At 71.4% G+C, this 18,197-nt stretch carries 18 protein-coding genes and 2 tRNA genes; 14 read left to right on the top strand and 6 right to left on the bottom strand.

All coding sequences use genetic code 11. The features are described from left to right. Positions 1–96 precede the first annotated feature (96 nt). From BBK14_RS09395 to BBK14_RS09340, 11 genes are all read left to right on the top strand, one after another. On the top strand, positions 97–282 hold the full coding sequence (locus tag BBK14_RS09395; RefSeq protein ID WP_071061068.1) for a hypothetical protein: 186 nt from the start codon (positions 97–99) through the stop codon (positions 280–282). Between the two features lie 48 nt (positions 283–330). Then, the gene (locus BBK14_RS09390) at positions 331–669 is read left to right on the top strand and encodes a hypothetical protein (protein ID WP_071061066.1); all 339 of its coding nucleotides are present in this window, start codon (positions 331–333) and stop codon (positions 667–669) included. 17 nt (positions 670–686) lie between these two features. Beyond that, the gene (locus BBK14_RS09385) at positions 687–1,010 is read left to right on the top strand and encodes a hypothetical protein (RefSeq protein ID WP_131802204.1); all 324 of its coding nucleotides are present in this window, start codon (positions 687–689) and stop codon (positions 1,008–1,010) included. Between the two features lie 76 nt (positions 1,011–1,086). After that, positions 1,087–1,470 carry a hypothetical protein gene (locus BBK14_RS09380; protein ID WP_071061062.1) on the top strand — a complete coding sequence of 128 codons (384 nt, stop codon included), beginning with the start codon at positions 1,087–1,089 and terminating at the stop codon, positions 1,468–1,470. Positions 1,471–1,551: 81 nt separating this feature from the next. Further along, positions 1,552–2,022 carry a hypothetical protein gene (locus tag BBK14_RS37745; RefSeq protein WP_131802203.1) on the top strand — a complete coding sequence of 157 codons (471 nt, stop codon included), beginning with the start codon at positions 1,552–1,554 and terminating at the stop codon, positions 2,020–2,022. A gap of 58 nt (positions 2,023–2,080) precedes the next feature. Next, complete coding sequence (locus tag BBK14_RS09365) at positions 2,081–2,587, top strand: hypothetical protein (protein WP_071061055.1); 507 nt, start codon at positions 2,081–2,083, stop codon at positions 2,585–2,587. Positions 2,588–3,463: 876 nt separating this feature from the next. Continuing rightward, positions 3,464–4,384, top strand: a complete 921-nt coding sequence (locus BBK14_RS09360) for a bifunctional DNA primase/polymerase (protein ID WP_071061053.1) — start codon at positions 3,464–3,466, stop codon at positions 4,382–4,384. Beyond that, the gene (locus BBK14_RS36815) at positions 4,381–5,253 is read left to right on the top strand and encodes a hypothetical protein (RefSeq protein WP_131802202.1); all 873 of its coding nucleotides are present in this window, start codon (positions 4,381–4,383) and stop codon (positions 5,251–5,253) included. The genes BBK14_RS09360 and BBK14_RS36815 overlap by 4 nt, the downstream gene beginning before the upstream one ends. After that, positions 5,250–7,091 carry a hypothetical protein gene (locus BBK14_RS09350; RefSeq protein WP_116430032.1) on the top strand — a complete coding sequence of 614 codons (1,842 nt, stop codon included), beginning with the start codon at positions 5,250–5,252 and terminating at the stop codon, positions 7,089–7,091. The genes BBK14_RS36815 and BBK14_RS09350 overlap by 4 nt, the downstream gene beginning before the upstream one ends. Positions 7,092–7,565: 474 nt before the next feature. Continuing rightward, positions 7,566–7,880, top strand: a complete 315-nt coding sequence (locus tag BBK14_RS09345; protein ID WP_131802201.1) for a helix-turn-helix domain-containing protein — start codon at positions 7,566–7,568, stop codon at positions 7,878–7,880. After that, complete coding sequence (locus BBK14_RS09340; protein WP_071061047.1) at positions 7,877–9,406, top strand: site-specific integrase; 1,530 nt, start codon at positions 7,877–7,879, stop codon at positions 9,404–9,406. Before BBK14_RS09345 ends, BBK14_RS09340 begins: the two co-directional genes overlap by 4 nt. Before the next feature lie 20 nt (positions 9,407–9,426). On the opposite strand, the gene BBK14_RS09335 is transcribed toward BBK14_RS09340, so the two are convergent. Continuing rightward, positions 9,427–9,499, bottom strand: a tRNA-Lys gene (locus BBK14_RS09335). Positions 9,500–9,732: 233 nt separating this feature from the next. Between BBK14_RS09335 and BBK14_RS09330 the strand changes: the two genes are divergently transcribed. Continuing rightward, positions 9,733–10,101, top strand: a complete 369-nt coding sequence (locus BBK14_RS09330; protein ID WP_338045444.1) for a LuxR C-terminal-related transcriptional regulator — start codon at positions 9,733–9,735, stop codon at positions 10,099–10,101. Between the two features lie 58 nt (positions 10,102–10,159). Here the strand turns inward: BBK14_RS09330 and BBK14_RS09325 are convergent, their stop codons facing one another. Then, positions 10,160–10,999 (bottom strand): DUF459 domain-containing protein, encoded by an 840-nt coding sequence (locus BBK14_RS09325; RefSeq protein WP_420849138.1) that lies wholly within the window; start codon positions 10,997–10,999, stop codon positions 10,160–10,162. Between the two features lie 453 nt (positions 11,000–11,452). Between BBK14_RS09325 and BBK14_RS09320 the strand changes: the two genes are divergently transcribed. Beyond that, positions 11,453–12,211 carry a polysaccharide deacetylase family protein gene (locus tag BBK14_RS09320; protein WP_071061178.1) on the top strand — a complete coding sequence of 253 codons (759 nt, stop codon included), beginning with the start codon at positions 11,453–11,455 and terminating at the stop codon, positions 12,209–12,211. Positions 12,212–12,277: 66 nt separating this feature from the next. On the opposite strand, the gene BBK14_RS09315 is transcribed toward BBK14_RS09320, so the two are convergent. Beyond that, complete coding sequence (locus BBK14_RS09315) at positions 12,278–13,849, bottom strand: aldehyde dehydrogenase family protein (protein ID WP_071061045.1); 1,572 nt, start codon at positions 13,847–13,849, stop codon at positions 12,278–12,280. A gap of 463 nt (positions 13,850–14,312) precedes the next feature. Here BBK14_RS09315 and BBK14_RS09310 point away from each other — a divergent pair, with 463 nt between their 5' ends. Beyond that, entirely contained in the window at positions 14,313–15,029 is a 717-nt protein-coding gene (locus BBK14_RS09310) for a response regulator (protein ID WP_020572678.1), read from the top strand. Positions 15,030–16,295: 1,266 nt separating this feature from the next. On the opposite strand, the gene BBK14_RS09305 is transcribed toward BBK14_RS09310, so the two are convergent. From BBK14_RS09305 to BBK14_RS09295, 3 genes are all read right to left on the bottom strand, one after another. Further along, a tRNA-His gene (locus BBK14_RS09305) sits at positions 16,296–16,371 on the bottom strand. Positions 16,372–16,548: 177 nt separating this feature from the next. Beyond that, positions 16,549–17,145 (bottom strand): oligoribonuclease, encoded by a 597-nt coding sequence (gene orn, locus BBK14_RS09300; protein ID WP_198541217.1) that lies wholly within the window; start codon positions 17,143–17,145, stop codon positions 16,549–16,551. A gap of 128 nt (positions 17,146–17,273) precedes the next feature. Next, on the bottom strand, positions 17,274–17,822 hold the full coding sequence (locus BBK14_RS09295; RefSeq protein WP_071061041.1) for a hypothetical protein: 549 nt from the start codon (positions 17,820–17,822) through the stop codon (positions 17,274–17,276). Between the last annotated feature and the right edge of the window lie 375 nt (positions 17,823–18,197).

Below are 18,197 nucleotides of genomic sequence, written 5' to 3'. Positions count from 1 at the left end.
GATCTAACTCGCTTCCGGTGATCTCACTGGCCGTGAGCGCCGTTCCGCACACCCAAAACCGACTACTCAGCGTGACCGATCTTCGGGAGGACCCCCATGCCCCGCCCCCACATCTGCCCCGAGTGCCACGAGCCCGTGGTCCACCGCCGGCCCTGGAAGGACCGGACCAACTACCCGGCCCACGGGCTGAAGACCCCGCAGTGGGCGCACGGCGACGGCACCCCGCTCTGCCCGGTCATCGGCCCGCGCGGCTACCAGCCCGCCCAGCCCACCAAGCGCTGACCACCCACCACCCCACCCCTGCTCCAGCTCCGGAAGGGAGCCCCTGCCATGGCTCGTAAGCCCAAGATCTGCCCCGACTGCAAAGGCAAAGGCAAGAAAGGCGCCCAGCTCTGCCGGGCCTGCAACCCCTCGGGCGCGATCGGGGACATCGCCGCCGGTGTCGCCCGCCGCGCCGCGAACCGGCTCAACGGCCGCGCGATCAAGGTCACCGGCGTCGGGCTCACCCAGACCAACCGCGGCCGGCAATCCACCCGGGCCAGCGACGGCGTCCCCGGCGGCAGCTCCGGGGCCACCCGCTGCTCCTGCGGTGCCACCACCTGGCTGCACATCAGCCCCCGCGGCGCCATGACCTGCCTGCCCGGCCACGGCTGCAACCCCCGCCGCTAACCCCCGCCGGTCGTCACGTGACAACCGCACCCCTGCCGAAGGAGAACCCCTTGGCTCTTACCCGCACCCCGCCCCTGGTCGACCCGGCCATCCTGCGCCCCGGCGACATCATCACCGCCCCGAACACCCGCCGAACCCTGATCATCGTCAGCCGCGTCGAACCCCCCACCAGCCCCGACGCCACCGCCGCCGGGTCCGGGTTCGGCGACACCGAGGCGGGCTCCCCGCCGCGGTGGGTCATCCACGGCAGCCACATCGGCACCGGCGCAGCCATCGAGATCCCTCTCGACGACGGCGAGCAGGTCGCCCTGCGCCGCCCCGCCGGCCTCCACCCGCACTGACCAACCCCGCCGGTCCGGCCCGCACGGTCGGACCGGCGGCCCGATCGCCCCCAGGTACTCGAGAGGAGGTATCCCCATGTCGAAGGACCACCGGCGGATCGTGGCGGTCCACGAAGCCGGCCACTGGCTCGCCGCCCGCGAGTACGCAGCGCGCGGGGTGCAGGCCACCCTGACCACCACCCCCCGCGGTGGCGCCCGAGGGATCACCACCCTGCGTCGGTGGCGTGGCAGCGACCTGCAGTTCGTCGCCTACACCCTCGCCGGAGCCACCGCCGCCAGGCTGATCACCGGCGATGCGGGYCTGCACGGCTCCGATGACCTCCAGGTCGCCCGCACGGTCTGCCGCAACATCCACGCCGACATCAGCGACGCCGAACACCTCGCCGCCACCCTCGTCCGCACCCACCGCCGCCACATCGAACGCGCCGCCCGCCAGCTCTACGACACCGGCCGGATCTGATGCCCGCCGCCCTCACTGCCGGGCTCGCGTTCGACCACGCACAGATCATCACCGCCGCTCTCACCACCAAGGAGAACTGACATGGGCCTGTTCAGCAGCTCGAAGAAGCCCACCGCCGCCACCCCGACCCCGAAGAAGGGCAAGAAGGCCACCGTCACCCCGACGCCGACCCCGAAGAAGGGCAAGAAGGCGACCACGCCAGCCTCGACCGCAGGAAAGGGCAGGAAGGCCACCGCCGTCACGCCGGCCTCGACCGCGGGGAGAGGCAGGAAGGCGACCCCGCCGGCCCCGGTGACGCGGACCCGCAGGGCCGCTTCGGCGCCGGCTGTGAAGCAGCGGGCCACGCTGCCCCCGAAGCCGGTCGAGCACACGCCGGCCCTGGAGGTGCCGGCCGAGCTGCACCGCCACGTCGCCGCCCAGATCTGCCCCCAGTTCGCCAGCGACAACGTGCGACCCCACGAGGTGGTCGTCAAGGCGAACGGCGAGATCTGGATCGACCGTCGCGGAAAGCACCCACACGCCGTCCCGATCGAGGTCGGCCGCTGGAAGTAGCCCGGCACCCGAACGCCACGCACTGAGGTCCCAACACCCCACCAGGAAGGCCACCACCATGACCACCACCAGCAGCCTCCCGACCACGACCGAGGTCGTGGTCGACGGCCTCCCGACCACGGCCGAGGTCGTGTTCGCCATCCTCAACGACCTGGACCGCCACGACCGCGCCGCGGCCAGCGCCCACTACGCCCGCCTCGCCGCCGCCTGCGCCGACCCCGAGCAGACCTTCCTCGCCATGGACACCGTCACCGTCGACGGCACCACCATCGACCTGTTCGAGGTCTACGACGCCGGCGAGAGCCTGACCGGGATCGTCCTGTCCGGCCACCACGACACCGCCACCGCCCTGGCCGCCGTGCGTGCCTACGCCGAGGACTACCTCGACGACATCTTCGATGACCTCCTCGGCGAGACCAGCCGGCGCGAGGTGTTCCAGGACGCCTCCCGCCTGCACCACACCCACCTGCGTGTCTTCACCTTCCTCGGCGAACAGAACTGGCTGCTCACCGACACCCCCGACGGCCACGACCTGCCCGTCACCGTCTTCACCCCACCCGTCTGACCCGCCATCCGGGCGCCACCGGGCGGGACCGGTGGCGCCCCACGCGGTCACCAGCCCCCGCCCACCCCGCCGAAGGGAGCCCCGCCGTGACGACCACCCCCGACACCCCGGGCAACCCGACCGCCAGCCGGGCAACCAGCCGGGCCGAGATCAGGCAACCAGCCACCAGCACGCGGGCAACCAGGCCGAGACAGCCACGACCCGCACACCACCCGGCCGGCGATCAGCCCCGGGCAACTTCCAGCGATGGTTGCAGCCACGGTTGCAGCGACCGTTCCACCGACATGAGCGGCCTGGTGGGCGTTGGTGCAGGTCAGCCCGCACAGGCAACCAGCCTTCGCCCATCCGACATGTCTTCTCTCACCCGTCCAGGGCGCACCGTCGACACCCGCCACCACCACCGGGATCCCACCGCGGTACTTCCCGCCCACGCCAGTGGGCAGGGTGGCCCGGCCGGGCTCGGGCAGCGCGAGCACGACACTTCCCACCGCACTACCCGCCGTCCTTCCCACAGCGCTTCCTGCCGTGGTTCCCACCGTCCTTCCCGCCGTGCTTCCCGCGTCCCCGGCGGCACGGCGGACGTCGTTGCAGGTCAGCCCATGCGAGCAACCAGCCCCGGCCCACTCGACATGTCTTCTGTATCGCCCTCCCGCCGCTACCACCGGGATCCCACCGCGTTCGTCGGGTGCGCGGCACGGCTGTCGGGGCCCCGGGATCCGGGCGGCGTCGGCTGGGATTTCCGCTGCGATGTGTGTCGCTTTCGGGCTGTCGAGTGTGCCTTCCCTTTGTGGGAGGCACCGGGTGGCCCCGGCGGGGGCCGCTCTGGCCCGGTCGGGTGTGGGCGTGCACCGCGCCGTTGAGGGTGAAAGGAGTCCGATGCGCACACTGTCCGATCAGCCGCCGGGGAGCCTCCTGCCGGCGGTGTTGGCTCTGGCCGCCCGCGGAATGGTCGTCTTCCCCATCCGCGCGGGAAGCAAGATGCCCATGGTCCGGTGGGGCAGCGAAGCCACCACCGACCAGGACGTCATCACGGGCTGGTGGACCCGCTGGCCCTGGGCGTCGATCGGCGTGGCTTGCAAGCCCTCCGGCCTGACCGTCGTCGATGTCGACGGGCCGGTCGGACGGGCGTCGTGGGCGGCGCTGACCGGCGAGCACGGGCACATCCCGACTGCGTCGGTGAGCACCGGGCGGACCGACGGCGGGGTGCACTACTGGTACCGGGCTCCGGCGGTGGATCCGCCCGCGAACAGTAAGGGCACCGAGACCGAGGGGGTCGGTGCGGGTATCGACATCCGCGGTGCCGGGAACGGCGCCGGCGGCATGGCGGTCGCCCCGCCGTCGCTGCACTCCTCCGGCCGGCGCTACGGGTGGGCTGAGCGGCTTCCCCTGGCAGAGCTGCCCGGCTGGCTGCACCGTCTCGCCACGGCAAAGCCAACCACCCCCGTGTCCTCCTCCGCCGACGTAGAGGCCGCCCGCCGGCGGCTGGCCACCTACCAGGCCCAGCCCGACCTCACCCAGATCCGGACCGCACGGTGGGCCGCCGCCGTCCTGGCCGGGGAGGCCGCCGATATCGCCGCCATGGCGCCGGAGACCGGCCGGAACAAGGCCCTCAACGGCGCCGCCTACAAGCTCGGCCGCCTGGTCGCCGGTGGCCTGCTCGACGAGGACGACGTCCGCCAGGCCCTCACCGACGCCGCCGCCGGCTGCGGCATGCGCTCCCGTGCAGCCGAGCGCACCATCACCTCCGGCCTGGACGCGGGGATGCGCCAGCCCCGCACCTGGGGCGGTGCGCCATGACCACGGGCATCAGTGGCGTTCCGCCGGCCGCCCACGACACGTCGCGTCCCACCACGGCGCTACACGACACGTCGCCTGTGGCCACCCTCGACGGATCTGCGGTATCCGGGCGGGTGTGCGCCTGGTGTCAGGGGCCGATCCCGCCCCGGGCACGCCGGGACGCGGTGTGCTGCTCCACCCGCTGCCGCCAAGCCCGGCACCGCTTCGGGCGCACCGTCGGCCACGCCGCCCCAGGGGGAGCCGTCGGCTGCGGCCGCGGGATACGGCTGGCCTACGCCGACCCGCCCTACCCGGGCAAAGCCTGGCTTTACCGGGACCACCCCGACTACGCCGGTGAGGTCGACCACGCCGCGCTGATCGCCCGCCTGGCCGGTTATGACGGCTGGGCGCTGTCGACCTCCGCCGCCGCCCTGCCCGCCGTGCTCGCGCTGTGCCCGCCGGGGGTGCGGGTCGCGGCCTGGCACCGCGGGGAACGCCCCACCGCCAGCCGCTGGCCCCTCTCCGCCTGGGAACCGGTCCTCTACCGCGGCGGACGTCCCGACGATCCGTCGCACCCGAACACCCGGATCCAGACGCGACGGGTCGACTCCCTCGTGCACGGCATCGCCCCGATGACCACCCTGCCCGGACGGGTCATCGGCACCAAGCCCGCCGCGTTCGCCCGATGGATCTTCCAACTTCTCGGCGCCGCCCCCGGCGACAGCCTCGACGACCTGTTCCCCGGCTCCGGCGCCATCACCCGTGCCTGGCACGCCTACACCACCCCCGACCCGTCGCACGCGGCCGCCCACGACACGTCGCCTCCGCCGGCGCGCACGACGGATCACCCCCCGACCCGCTGGGGCCGCATGCAAGGAGCAGCCTCATGACCACAGCCGAACCCCTGCCCGACAGGCCCGTCGTCGAGCTCAACATCACCGTCGTCCTGGCCGCCGCCACCGCCGAGACCGACGACCTCGCCCGCGCCAAAGCCGTCCGCGAGCACGCCTACGCCCTAGGCCGGCACGGCGCGGACCCGATGGTGGTCGCCGAGCATCGCGACGCCCTGGCCGCGACCAAACCCAAGCTCCTGACCAAAGGCGCGTTCGACACCGCCCACAAAGCCGGTCTCACCGCCGCCCGCCAGGCCGCCAAGGACGCCGCCGCACGCCGGCCCCGCCTCGTGCGCGACCGGCCCGACATCGACGTCACCGGCGCCCCGACCGCCATCCGCAACCTCACCACCACCCTCGACGCCGGAGCGTTCACCGACCTGTACGTCACCGGCGGACAGATCGTCCACATTGCCGCGATCTCCGGCGACATCAGCACCACCACGGACGACCCACTCCCGCTGATTTCCGCACCGCTCACCGCTCCCGCGTTCGCGCAGCTCCTCGCGCACGAGGCCTACGCCTACCGGCTCGTCGCCGACCCGGACGGCGACATCATCGAGGAGGAACACGTGCCCGCCGACCGCATCCTCACCGCCGTCCTGTCCCGCCGGCACTSGCCAGGCATCCGCGCGTTGCGCGGCATCGTCGGCTCACCCGTCCTGCGCCCCGACGGCTCCCTGCTGCAGACCCCCGGCTACGACCGGGACACCGGCCTCTACTTCGCACCCAAGGTCGCCCTACCGCCAGTGCCTGACCGGCCGTCCGCCGAGCAGGTGGTGGCCGCGAAGCGGTTCCTGGAGACGGTGCTGCACGACTTCCCGTGGGTGGCACCGGCGGACAAGGCCAACTACCTGGGCATCCTCGTCTCCCCGATCCTGCGGCCCTACCTGCGCGCGCTCACCCCGTTCTGGGTCGCCACCGCCACCACCGCCAGCTCCGGCAAATCCCTGCTCGTCGACATGGTCGGGTCGATCTACGGCAAGCAGCAAAACCCCTGGCCCGGCGGCGAGGAAGAACTCCGCAAGGCCATCCTCGCCGCCCTGCGCCGCCCCGAACCGCTGATCTGCTGGGACAACATCGCCGAAGGCACCCAGATCACCTCCGCCACCCTCGCCGGCCTCATCACCAGCGGCGAATGGTCCGACCGGGTCCTCGGCTCGTCGAAGTCGGAGAAGCACGCCAACGACCGACTCTGGGCCGTCACCGGCAACAACCTCCGCCTCGGCGGAGACATGGCCACCCGCACCGTCGTCGTCCGCCTCGACCCGAACATGCCCAACCCCGAAGCCCGCCCCGACAGCTCGTTTCAGATCCCGAACCTGCAGAGCTGGCTCACCGTGGCCGACAACCGCCAGGAACTGCAGTGGAACCTCCTCGTGCTCGTCGCGGACTGGGTCGCCGCCGGCGCACCCCGCACCGCACATCTCATGCGCCAGTTCAGCCCCTGGGCTCAGGCCGCCGGCGGGTTTGTCACCCACCACGGTCTACCAGGCTTCCTCGACAACGCCGCCGATGTGCGCGAGATGGACGACCAGGCCGCCATGTGGCAGGTCTTCCTCGCACGCTGGGAACGCAGGTTCGGCACCCAGACCGTCACCTCAGCCACGGTCCGGGCCAGCTTCGAGTACAACCCCGACGGCACCGACCCCTGGGACGGCACGATCCCCGACGCCCTGCTCAACGGCCGGTACCTGCCGACCGCCACCCAGCTCGGGAAACGACTCGGGGGCCACGTCGGCCGCTGGTACCGCACCCACACCCTGCGCGCAGGCACGGACAGTCACAGCGGTGCCCGGCTGTGGAGCGTCGAGACCCGGGACGACACCCCATGACCGGCCGGTTTCTCTTCTTCCTCACCCCCGCATGCACCACGGAGCCCTACAACCCTCAGCACCCTCCGCAAACCGTCGAAACATCCTGTGCTGCAGGGGTTTTCGCTGCTGAGGGTTGGCCGTACGACCCTCCGCAATGCCGAGGGTGCACCCTCAGCACGGCCACCCGGCTGCTGAGGGTGCTGAGGGTTGCCGAGGGTCTGCTGAGGGTTCCCAGCACCCACCCTCAGCAGGTATCTACCCAGCTCACAGACCCAGCAGCGGAGGTTTGCGGAGGGTGCGGAGGGTTGAACCCCCTCCCCGCGAAACGCACGCCAAGAAAAAGAAGAAAACCCGCCGGCTCCCAGTCACGGAAAGTGACCAGTGGTGGTCCGTGTGGGGGTGGTTGGCCTCCCCGCCGACCCCCTGACAGTCACAGCCCGCGGGTCCAGATTCCGCACCAACCTGTCCCTGCCCCTGGAAGGATGATCGGCAATGGCCCCACCTCGTGACCGTCGAGGTTCGAGCAAGCCCAAGACCCCCACGTTGCGGGAACTGCTGGACGGCCCCCCGACACGCCCCCTGTATCCGGACGTCGCGCAGATCATGCAGTGCGGCCGAAGCAAGATCTTCGACCTCGCGACACGGGGGGAGCTGCCCTTCCCCGTATTCAAGATCGGCAATAGGTACCTGGTCCCCGTTCTCCCGCTCGCGCGTTGGCTCGGCTATGAGGACATCCGCCCCGAGGACACGACATCAGGGGCCACGGGAGGCGGCGTGACGACCATCGGCCCAGGGAGGGTCGCGTGAAAATCAAGACCGAGAAGCGCTGCGGATGCCGCGGTGACGACGGCAAGCAGCTCGGTGCACGGTGCCCCAAGCTGGCGCGGAAGAACCACGGCAAGTGGAGCTACCGGCTGCGTGTCCCCAAGGAGCTTGTGCCACTCGTCGGCCAGGCATTCATCCGGGACTCCGGCTTCCCGACCGCCAAGGCGGCCGAGGACGCGGGCAACGAGCGCATCGCCGCCGTACGTGCCGGCCAGCGGTCCGCCGGGGCGCTCACGGTCGGCACGTACCTAGATCAGTGGCTGGACGGAAAGCGCAAGCTCCGGCCCACCACCCTGCGGTCCTATGAGAGCCACATTCGCCTTCACCTGAAGCCGTATCTGGGCCAGCTGGCTCTCACCGGCCTGCACCCGAACCACATCGACCAGGCATATCGCCGGATCGAAAGGGCCAACGTCGACAAGCGACAGCCGACCGGACCGGCCACGATCGGTCGGATACACGCGACCCTTCGGACCGCGCTGAACGGGGCGGTGAAGCAGCGCCTGCTGCAGTACAACCCGGCGCTGTCGGTGGAACTACCGGAACACAGCGAGCGAGACGTCGAGCCCTGGGAGGCCGAAGAGGTCGGCCGGTTCCTCGACGAGGCGGCCTCGGACCGTCTCTCCGTGATGTACGAGCTGATCGCGTTGCACGGTCTGCGGCGCGGCGAGGCATGCGGGTGTCAGTGGCCCGGTCTCGACGCCACCGCGTCCGTGCTCACGATCAGCTTGCAGATCACGGACAACGGCGGCCGGCTGGGTGTGTGGCCTCCGAAGACCAGGAGCGGCAAGCGGAAGGTCGACCTGGACGCCGGCACCCTTGGTTCCCTGCTCGCGCATGGGCTGCGCCAGGACGCCGAACGGGAGGCGATGGGCGCGGCCTGGCAGAACGGCACCCTGCCCGACCAACACGGCCGTCCGGTCGTGCTGTCCGGTCTGATGTTCACCCGACCTGACGGCCGGCACCTGGATCCGGCCTACGTCTCCCGGCACATGCAGGTCATCGCGCGCCGCGTCGGGCTGTGCACCGCGGTGGTGTCCGCGGCGTCGGCCGGCACGGCGGTGGTCACAGTCGGACGACGCCACGTCGCCCCCGAGCGCACGTGGACGGTGTACCGGGATCGCGAGCCCATCGGGACGGTGACCGTCACCAGGTGCGTCCGGCGTCGAGGATCAGGCGCGACGCTGACCCTGGCCGAGCCGTTGCCGTTCGACCTGCGACCCAAGGACGAGCTGGGGGAGCGGGTGCTCTCCCGCCGCCGGCTTCACGACCTCCGGCATTCCAGCGCGTCGATTCAACTGGACGCGGGAGTGGACCTCGCGCTGATCAGCAAGCGGCATGGGCACAGTTCCACAGCGATCACGAGCGATTTGTACGTGCACCTGCTGCGCTCGGCCGGACAACGCGCGGCCGAAGCGGTGGCGTCTGCGATTCCCCGTGCTAGTCGTGTGCCCACATCGTGCCCACAACCGGCGAATGAGGAGTCCGCAGGGCTCTCTGAATCATGAGAAACCCCTGCTAATACGGGTGCGCCGCCAGGGACTTGAACCCCGAACCCGCGGATTAAGAGTCCGCTGCTCTGCCAATTGAGCTAGCGGCGCGTGCCTCCGCGTTCCCGCGGCGACGTGGATAACCTTACCAGCTCCACGGAGGTACTGACGCGGGGGGTCGCGGTCCGGTTCATGTCGATCTGTCCGGTGCTGCCTGGCTCAGGTCGTCGGAGGCCAGGGACACTGGCAGGACCTGGGGCGGGCAGGGCATCCGAGATGCCCGTGACGTCCATCGTCGTCCGGGATCCGAGCTGCCGGGGTCGGCGACGCCTGCGCCGGCGGTCGTGCTCGCCCGCGGAGACGCCCTGCTGTCCGCCGGTGCCGCGCGGGCACTCATCACCCGCTTCCTGGCCACCGCCGAGCCGGCTGCCCACCTGGTGCCGCCCGGGCGCCTGGCCCGCCTCACCCCCCGCGAACGGGAGATCATGACGCTCGCTGCCGAGGGGCGGAGCAACGAGGAGATCGCTCAGATCCTCGCCATCCGCCCGTTGACGGTCCGGACCCACGTCCATCACGCCATGGCCAAGCTCGGTGCCCGCGACCGCGCCCAACTGGTGGTCATCGCCTACCAGAGCGGCCTGCTCCGACCGGCCCGATCCTCCTCGGACCGGACGCCGGTCATACCGCCGCCAGCGCCGTCCGCCGCACCGTAGGCCGCGCCCCGGACAGCCCCGGACAATCCCGAACAGGTGTGGGGCTTCCTCACACAGGTCAGGGGCGGGCGGCCTCGGCCAGGGCGCGCCCGTAGCGTTCCGCGCCGGGGGACCGGACCGGGCACGCCGTCATCGCGGGTTGGATGACCGGGCAGAAGTGGACGCCGTCCGGGCTGCGGACGGCCACCTTGCCATCAGGGTCGCAGGGCTCGCCGGGCAGGCACGGGAGCCTCGGGACGAACCGTCCCTGGTCGGTGAGGACCTCCCCGGCCGGCACCACCCGGACGTGGGAGTTCCCGGCGGCGACCTCGCGCCAGACCCGGTCGAGCTCGGTGAGGCCGTCCGGCCCGACGGGCTGGTCGTTGCGCGGCGGGGCGTCCACGAGGACGACGTCGATGCCCCGGCGGGTCAGGATGTCGACGGCCTTGGTGGCGTCCTCCCGGTAGGCGGTGATCAGATCCCGGCCGTGCATGCACTCCGAGGCGGTGTTGCCGGAGAAGGACAGGACCGCCACCGTGGGATCCCAGCGCCGGGCCTGGTTGCGCATGTCGGTGAACCAGTCGCACAGCGCCGTGCCGCCCCAGGTCCGCGTGGTCGTCCTGGTGACCCCGTCCTTCCCGGCGGCCGCGGTGAAGGAGTCGCGCGCCTCCCAGGCGAGCGAGTCACCCCAGAGCACGATCCTTGGATCGTGCCGTTCGTGCCGCCCGGCTGTCAGCGCGATCGTGGCCAGGACGACGGCGCCCGCGAACATCCAGCCGATGACGCCCAGACGTGGCGTGGTCAGCGCAGCTCCTCCCGACGGGTGCGGGCATGGGACGGCACGGGCGCCGAGGGCCCGGGAGCCGTCCGATCCGGCTGTGGCCTCGTTCTCACGGTTCCGGATGTGCCCCGGGGACATCGTGCTGCACCGTCGCGGGACGGCTGGGCACCGGGTGCGGCCCGCGCCGGATGTCCCACCGGCACCCGCGGGGTCATGAGCGGCCGTTGCCGGAGTCGGCGCCCGCGCGGGCTTGCTGGTGTTACGCCCGCCGGGCCGCGCGGCCCTTCCTCCCGCGCGGCGCGCCCGCATGCCACTTCCGGGAGCGGGGGATCAAGGGACCGCGCCGGCGCGACGCGTGCCGGGGCCCTGCTGCGGACGGGACGAGCCCGCGGCCCGCGAGCCGGCCGGCGTTTGCACGACGAATCGTGAAGCGCCGGAAGCCCGCCAGAAGGTCATGGATCGTCCCGGTGGCTCCCTTCCCTCCACGGAACGTCCGAACCAACCGGCCGGGACACGGTGACGGCCGGACCACGGCGACGGGCGGTGCGCGTGCCACCGGGGGGCGGCGCGGGGTGTGGCACAGTGTCCGTCATGGTGCGGTCCGGCACGGGGCGGTGGGAGACGGGGCGGTGGGCCGCGGGTGGCGCGGTCATGGCACTCGGCGCACTGGCCTACGGCCTGCCGTCACTGGCCACGTTCCGTCGGCTGCGCACCCGGGTGACCCCAGGGCTCGCCGGGGTGGGCCGGCCCGACCACGTCGCGCTCACGTTCGACGACGGTCCCGACCCGGCCTCGACGCCGCGCTTCCTCGAGGTGCTCGACGCGCTCGAGATCCGTTCGACGTTCTTCGTGCTCGGCGGGATGCTCGAGCGCGCCCCCGGCCTCGCCCGGGAGATGACCGAGGCCGGGCACGAGCTGGCCGTCCACGGGTGGGATCACCGGCCCATGCTGCTGCGCGGGCCGGCGTCCACCTACGACCAGCTCGCGCGCACCCGTGACCTGATCGCCGAGACCACCGGCCGGGCGCCGGCCTACGTTCGCCCGCCGCACGGGGTGCTCTCGGCCGGGGTGCTCGCCGCCGCGCGCCGCCTCGACCTCACCCCCGTCCTGTGGACGGCGTGGGGCCGCGACTGGACGGCGACGGCGACCCCGGCCAACGTGCTGGCGACACTCGCCCCCGATCTGCGCGGCGGCGCGACGGTGCTGCTGCACGACAGCGACTGCACGTCCGCGCCGGGGGCCTGGCACAGCGCGCTGGGCGCCCTGCCCGAGCTGGCGGCGCGCTGCGACGACGCGGGTCTGTGCCTCGGGCCGCTCGCCGAGCACGGCCTGCGCCCCGTCTCGAGGTAACGGCCCGGCCCGAGCATGCTCGGCCCTGGCCGCGGCACCCTGAACAGGTCCTGGGGTGGAGCCTGATCACGTCTCCGGGTAGAGGGAGTAGGAGGGGAAGTTGCCGTAGAGGCGTTCGTTCGGGTCCGCGCCGACGGTGACCGCGCGGACGAGGTGCTCCCCGCCGACGAACGCGCCCTTCCACGACGCGCCGCGCCCACCGAACGGCTCGGACCGGTCGCCTCGCGAGCGGGGCTTGTTGACGCCGACCTTGAACGCGGCGAGCTCCCCGGCGAGCCGGCGCGCCGTGGTGTCGTCGTCGCAGGCCAGTGAGGCGACGAGCGCGCCGTTCGAGGCGTTCATCGCGGACAGCAGCTCGGCCTCGGAGTCGACGACCACGATGCTGTCGACCGGCCCGAACGGCTCCGCGTGGTGCAGCGCGGCCGACGGCGGCGGGTTGAGGATCGCCACCGGTGGGACGTAGGCGGCCCGGTCCTGGCCGGGCAGGAACCGGCCGTCGGCGAGGTCGCCGCGGTAGAGCGGCACGCCGCCCTTGGTCACCGCTTCGTCGATCTTGGCGGCGAGCTCCGCCGCCTTCTCCGCGGTGATCACCGGCCCGTAGTCGAGGTCGGGCAGCGGGTCTGAGTCGTCCGCCACGGCGAGGGGATGCCCGAATCGCACCGAGGAGACCACCGGCAGGTACATCTCCAGGAACTTGTCGAAGAGCTGGCGCTGGACGACATAGCGCGGGTAGGCGGTGCAGCGCTGCTTGCCGTACTCGAAGCCCTTGCGCAGGTGCGAGGCGAGCAGGTCCCACTGGGAGAAGTCCCAGATGCCCCAGGCGTTGAGGCCCTCCTGCTCGAGGAAGTGCCGCTTGCCGGTGTCGACGAGCGCGGCGGCGACCTGGCCGCCGGCGGAGCGCCCGCCGACGAACGCCAGGCAGCCGATCTCCGGGGCCCGCACCAGCGCGGACGACAGCCGCGACCCCGACCCGGAGACCAGCGACACCGGCAGCCCGGCCCGGCGGGCGAGCGCGCAGGCCAGCGTCAGGCAGGCCGCCCCGCCGTCGGTCGGCGTCTTGGCGATCGCCGCGTTGCCGGCGAGCACCTGGACGAGCATGGCGTGCATGAGCACGCTCATCGGGTAGTTCCAGCTCGCGATGTTGCTGACCGGGCCCGGCAGGGCCGCCCGGCCGCCGATCATGGAGTCGATCTCGTCGACGTACCAGCGCACGCCGTCCAGGGCGCGGTCGACGTCGGTGCGGGCGAGCCGCCACGGCTTGCCGATCTCCCAGACCAGCAGCAGTGCGAGCAGGTCGCGGTGCTCCTCCATCGCCTCGATCGCGGCGGTCACCCGGGCCTTGCGGTCGGCCAGCGGGACGTCGCGCCATTCCTTGTGGTCGTCGAGGGTCGCGCGGATGGCCTCGCGCGCCTCGTCGGGCTCGATCATCGGCGGGCCGGCGATCGGGGTGCCGTCCACCGGCGTGAGGCTGTGCAGCGGGTTGCCGGTGCGACGCCACTGACCRCCCCACAGGTTGAGCAGGCGGTCCTCGTGGAACGCTTCCGGGGCCTCCTGCCGGGCGCGCGAGTAGGCGTCGGCCCAGGCGGTGCCCGGCTTGAGATGCAGGCGGGACGGGGGAGTGCTGGCTGCGGCGTCCATCTGACGAGGGTCTCTCTGATCCGATCGCGGCGCCACCAAACAGCCTTCAATGCCGTCGCGCACGCGGTACATCCAGGAGACTCAGATAACTGGTTATGAAGCACCTGTTACCCGGATCGTGTTGCTACCGCGCGTCGTTGCCTGGTTGTGCTGAGCAGCCGGATGAATGCGCCCGCCGGGGCCGTGGGCGGACGTCCGCACAGCTCGCGAGCCTGTTGGCGGGCCGGGGTCGCGTTCCGGACGGAGAGCAGAACGTCCCACTACGCCAAACTTGCGGTGAAGCCGCGTACTATTTCCGGCATGTCGGATGCGTTAAGGACATGGAAGTCGGAGGTGACTTCAGCGCGCCTGCGACCTCATGTGTGTAGTGCATCACGTAGAGTGGGCAGGTGTCCGAACCGGCTTTCGCCTGCGGTGGAGAAGCCGCGTGGCGCAAAAACCGAACTCGATTTCCGGATGTGTGATGACGGCCAGTGTGGTGCCGCCGTCGGCCGCTGATGCCGACCCGACCCGTGACGTGACGCCGATACGGGTTCTCGTCGTGGACGATCACGAGCTCTTCCTTCAGGGCCTGCAGACCGTGCTGGAGACCGAGGAGGACATTTCGGTGGTCGGGCGCGCGGCGGACGGGCAGGAGGCACTGACCCTGGCGTCCGGCACGACGCCGGACATCGTCCTGATGGACGTGCGGATGCCGGGCCGCGACGGCATCGCCGCCGCCGGCGCCATCAAGCGCGCGGTGCCGCGCACGCGGATCGTGATGCTCACCGTTTCGGACGAGGAGTCCGATCTGTTCGAGGCGATCAAGGCGGGGGCCGTCGGCTACCTGCTGAAGTCGATCCCGCCGCACGAGGTGGCCGACGCGGTGCGTGCCGTGCACAACGGTCAGAGCCTGATCAGCCCCTCGATGGCCTCGAAGCTCATGGTCGAGTTCGCGACGATGGCCCGTGGGGGGGAGGACCGCCCGCGCGCGCACGCGCCCCACCTCACCGCCCGCGAGCTCGAGGTCCTCAAGCTGGTGGCGGAGGGCCGGGCGAACCGCGAGATCGCGCGGAAGCTCTTCATCAGTGAGAACACGGTGAAGAACCACGTTCGCAATATTCTTGACAAGCTTCAGCTGCACTCCCGCATGGAGGCGGTGATGTACGCCGTCCGCCAGGGCCTGTTCGACATCGAATAAGTGTCTCCGGTGTGCTTCGGGAGTGTGTTCGGTGTGAATGGCGCGGTGGGTGTCGCTGGAGCGGCCGGGAACGGCGGTGTTCGCCGGATGATCATCTGGTGATCCTCGTGTGATCTCCGGACGTGGCCGGTGCGTGCCATCGGGAGCACCGACGGGCCGTGTCCGGCGCGATCATCCGTACTCTGCGCGTCTTCTTCGTGGTGTCGGGCCTGTACAACGCTTTTCCCGTAATGGGTGAATTGTCCGTTCTGGAAATCGTGTGTCGCCCGGAACGGAACCAGGGGTGACCATGAATGGCATCGGCGGGCGGACGGCAGGGAAGAGGCAGGTGGGAAGCCTGGCAGCCGCGTAGAGCGGATGTCGGTCCGGTGTGAACGCCGCGGCGGCGCGGGAGATGGACGGATCTGGAAGGGCTCGCCATGCCGGACCGCCCGGCACGGGCCACACTTCCGGGCCGGTGGTGTATCCACGCCTGGTTCAGCGCGAGACGTGGCAGACAGAGTTGTGCGGTCCTTTCCTGCATTCCACCCCATACGATGTCGATGTTGGCTAGCGTCATCGGTCGACCAGCACGCTCGGATGTCCGGCGAGATCGATCGAGCAGCTCGAACGCCGGGACAGCGCCATCGGGGAGGTGAGGAGCCCGGTCCTCGGCGAGGGCCACGTCCTAGGCCGGATTCCTCCGGCCCGCGATCTGTCAGCGTCCGTCGGGTTCGCCATCCGTCGGGTTCGTCGAGCGCTGGCCGTCCGCGCGACCACTCGTCCCACGGTCTGTCCTGACCGGGGAGGTGAGTTCACCGGTGACCACAGCGGAGCAGCCGTCCGGGGCCGACACGAGCCCGGGGCGGCCGAGCATCATCAATCAGATCTGCCTCACCTGTCGAGGCGGGCGAGCTGTCTTCGAGCTTCGGGCCGCCGACCAGGGCGGCACCGCGCCGCATCTCGAGCCTTGCCGCCACTGCGCGGGAAAGGGCCGACACGTAGGCCTCATCCCGCCGGTATGACCATATTTCCGATGTTGTGAACCGGGCTCCGGCGGCCGAGGAGCACGGTCCCCCACCACGGCCGCCGGAGCGCCACCGCGCGCCGCTATCGCATGGAGAGGTCCGCACTCGCGGAGATCGACCGGCTGCGCGCGTTTCGCATGCTCGGATTCAGGTCGGATCGCGACATCCGGGTGCTGGCGACCGTGGCCGCCGAGAAGGGCGGCAACGCCATCCCGCGACGAAGAGAGGGGGTCCCCCGCAGGCGGCGGCCCCCTCTATCTGGGGTGAGTGACGGGACTTGAACCCGCGGCACCCGGGACCACAACCCGGTGCTCTACCAACTGAGCTACACCCACCATCGCCCGAATCTCACCGGGCGCAGCCATCGTACCGGGTGAACGCGCCCGTGCGGCAGCCGGGTCACGATCGAGTGCCGAAATCCGTCCGATTCCCATCCGGCGGCGGTCCGCGGGTGGCTCCGGTGCGCCCGGTGGGCCCCGGCGGGGGTTCGGTGAACGCCGGCGGCGCGGCTGTCAGGAGGCGCGGATCGCGGCGGCCGCGGCGCGGGCCGCGTCGGTGGTCGGGCCGGGCTGGGGCACGAAGAGGATCTCGCGGTAGTACCGCAGCTCCTCGATGCTCTCCCGGATGTCGGCCAGAGCGCGGTGCCCGCCCGACTTCACCGGGGCCGCGTAGTACGCCCGCGGGTACCAGCGCCGGGCCAGCTCCTTGATCGAGGAGACGTCGATCATGCGGTAGTGCAGGAAGGTGTCGAGCTGGGGCAGGTAGCGGGCGATGAACGTGCGGTCCGTCGCGATCGAGTTCCCGCACAGCGGTGCCTTGCGCGCCTCCGGGACGAACCGGCGGATGTAGCTGAGGAGTTGCTCCTCGGCCTCGTCGAGCTTGAGGTCGGAGCCGCGCACGGCCTCGGTGAGCCCGGAGGTCTCGTGCATCTCGCGGACCACCGGGAGCATCTGGTCGAGGGCCGCGTCCGGGGCCGTCAGTACGAGGTCGATGCCTTCGTCCAGCACGGTGAGCTCGCTGTCGGTCACCAGGCAGGCGACCTCGAGCAGCAGGTCGGAACCGGCATCCAGGCCGGTCATCTCGCAGTCGATCCAAACCAGGCGATCCATCCCGTTCACATTAGGGATTTCCGTCGCTGTCGTCACGTACCGCCTCCGGATCCGGCCCCGCCCACCGCATCACGTCCCGACCTGCCTCCATAGTCACCGTGAGGTGGGGTTGCTTCCAGTCGCGGTGCTCAGGCCGGCGGCCGGCTCGCGACCGGCCCGGCGCCGACACCAGCGGCTGCGCCGGTACCAGCACCGGCGTCGGCCGGGGTGGAGTTCTGGATCGTGAAGGTGATGCTGCGCGCGGGCACACCGGGGCGCTCGGCCCTGGCCTCGAGCGAGTAGACGCCGTCCATCACGGCGCTCGTCTCCCAGCCGGTCTGGTGCGGGGCGAACAGGTAGGGCGCCACGCTCGCCGTCATGGGATAGCGGCTGCCCGTCGGGCCGGTCAGCGTGTAGTGGATCTCACCGATGTCACCGGTCGTCTCCAGGCTGATGTGCCGGAAGCCGCGCAGCGTCTCGTTCTCGAGGACGCCGTTGAACCCGACGATCACGCCGGGGGGCGCGGTCCGCGGTGGCGCCGTGCTGGTCACCGGCGGGATGATGCTCTCCGCGTCGACCCCGGAGTACCGGGCGTCGTCCGACAGGCGACTGTGGTACTCGACCACAAGCACCGGCATCATGATCAGCGCGGCGAGGAACAGTGCCAGGCCGACCCAGCCGCGCCGGAAGGCGTCCACGCCGCGCGCACCTTTCGCCACGGTTGCGGTGAAGCACCGAGTTTAGCCCGTGCGTTACCGCCACCCCGGCGGGGCGACCAGATCAGCGGGGCCTGCGGCCCGGTGGTCTGGTCGGCCTGCGCCCGGGGCCGCGGTTGTCCCGCGGACGCTGGCGTCCCCGTAGTCGACTCACTGCCAGGATGCGCTCCTGTGCGACGCGCTCCTGCCGAAGGCACCGGCCACGATCCACGCCCCGAAGGTAGCGGGCCGGACGGCCCTTCGTGGGCGCCGTCACAAGGTGTTAACCGAACTGCCGGCGTGTCGCGTGAGTTCCGGACCCGCGCGTCGCGTCGGCACGTAGGTGCCGCTGCCGCCGTTGTGAGAGGCGGCGGCGGC

It is taken from the genome of Parafrankia soli (assembly GCF_001854695.1).
Classification (GTDB): Bacteria; Actinomycetota; Actinomycetes; order Frankiales; family Frankiaceae; genus Parafrankia; species Parafrankia soli.
This window is presented reverse-complemented; position numbering and strand designations above follow the sequence as displayed.

What these genes read in the sequence shown, in the direction of transcription:
- BBK14_RS36815 (WP_131802202.1), top strand. Translation starts at nt 4,381, where the DNA reads ATGACCACGGGCATCAGTGGCGTTCCGCCGGCCGCCCACGACACGTCG.
- BBK14_RS09345 (WP_131802201.1), top strand. Translation starts at nt 7,566, where the DNA reads ATGGCCCCACCTCGTGACCGTCGAGGTTCGAGCAAGCCCAAGACCCCC.
- BBK14_RS09320 (WP_071061178.1), top strand. Translation starts at nt 11,453, where the DNA reads ATGGTGCGGTCCGGCACGGGGCGGTGGGAGACGGGGCGGTGGGCCGCG.
- BBK14_RS37745 (WP_131802203.1), top strand. Translation starts at nt 1,552, where the DNA reads ATGGGCCTGTTCAGCAGCTCGAAGAAGCCCACCGCCGCCACCCCGACC.
- orn (WP_198541217.1), bottom strand. Translation starts at nt 17,145, where the DNA reads ATGGATCGCCTGGTTTGGATCGACTGCGAGATGACCGGCCTGGATGCC.
- BBK14_RS09310 (WP_020572678.1), top strand. Translation starts at nt 14,313, where the DNA reads ATGACGGCCAGTGTGGTGCCGCCGTCGGCCGCTGATGCCGACCCGACC.
- BBK14_RS09325 (WP_420849138.1), bottom strand. Translation starts at nt 10,999, where the DNA reads ATGTCCCCGGGGCACATCCGGAACCGTGAGAACGAGGCCACAGCCGGA.
- BBK14_RS09360 (WP_071061053.1), top strand. Translation starts at nt 3,464, where the DNA reads ATGCGCACACTGTCCGATCAGCCGCCGGGGAGCCTCCTGCCGGCGGTG.
- BBK14_RS09365 (WP_071061055.1), top strand. Translation starts at nt 2,081, where the DNA reads ATGACCACCACCAGCAGCCTCCCGACCACGACCGAGGTCGTGGTCGAC.
- BBK14_RS09390 (WP_071061066.1), top strand. Translation starts at nt 331, where the DNA reads ATGGCTCGTAAGCCCAAGATCTGCCCCGACTGCAAAGGCAAAGGCAAG.
- BBK14_RS09395 (WP_071061068.1), top strand. Translation starts at nt 97, where the DNA reads ATGCCCCGCCCCCACATCTGCCCCGAGTGCCACGAGCCCGTGGTCCAC.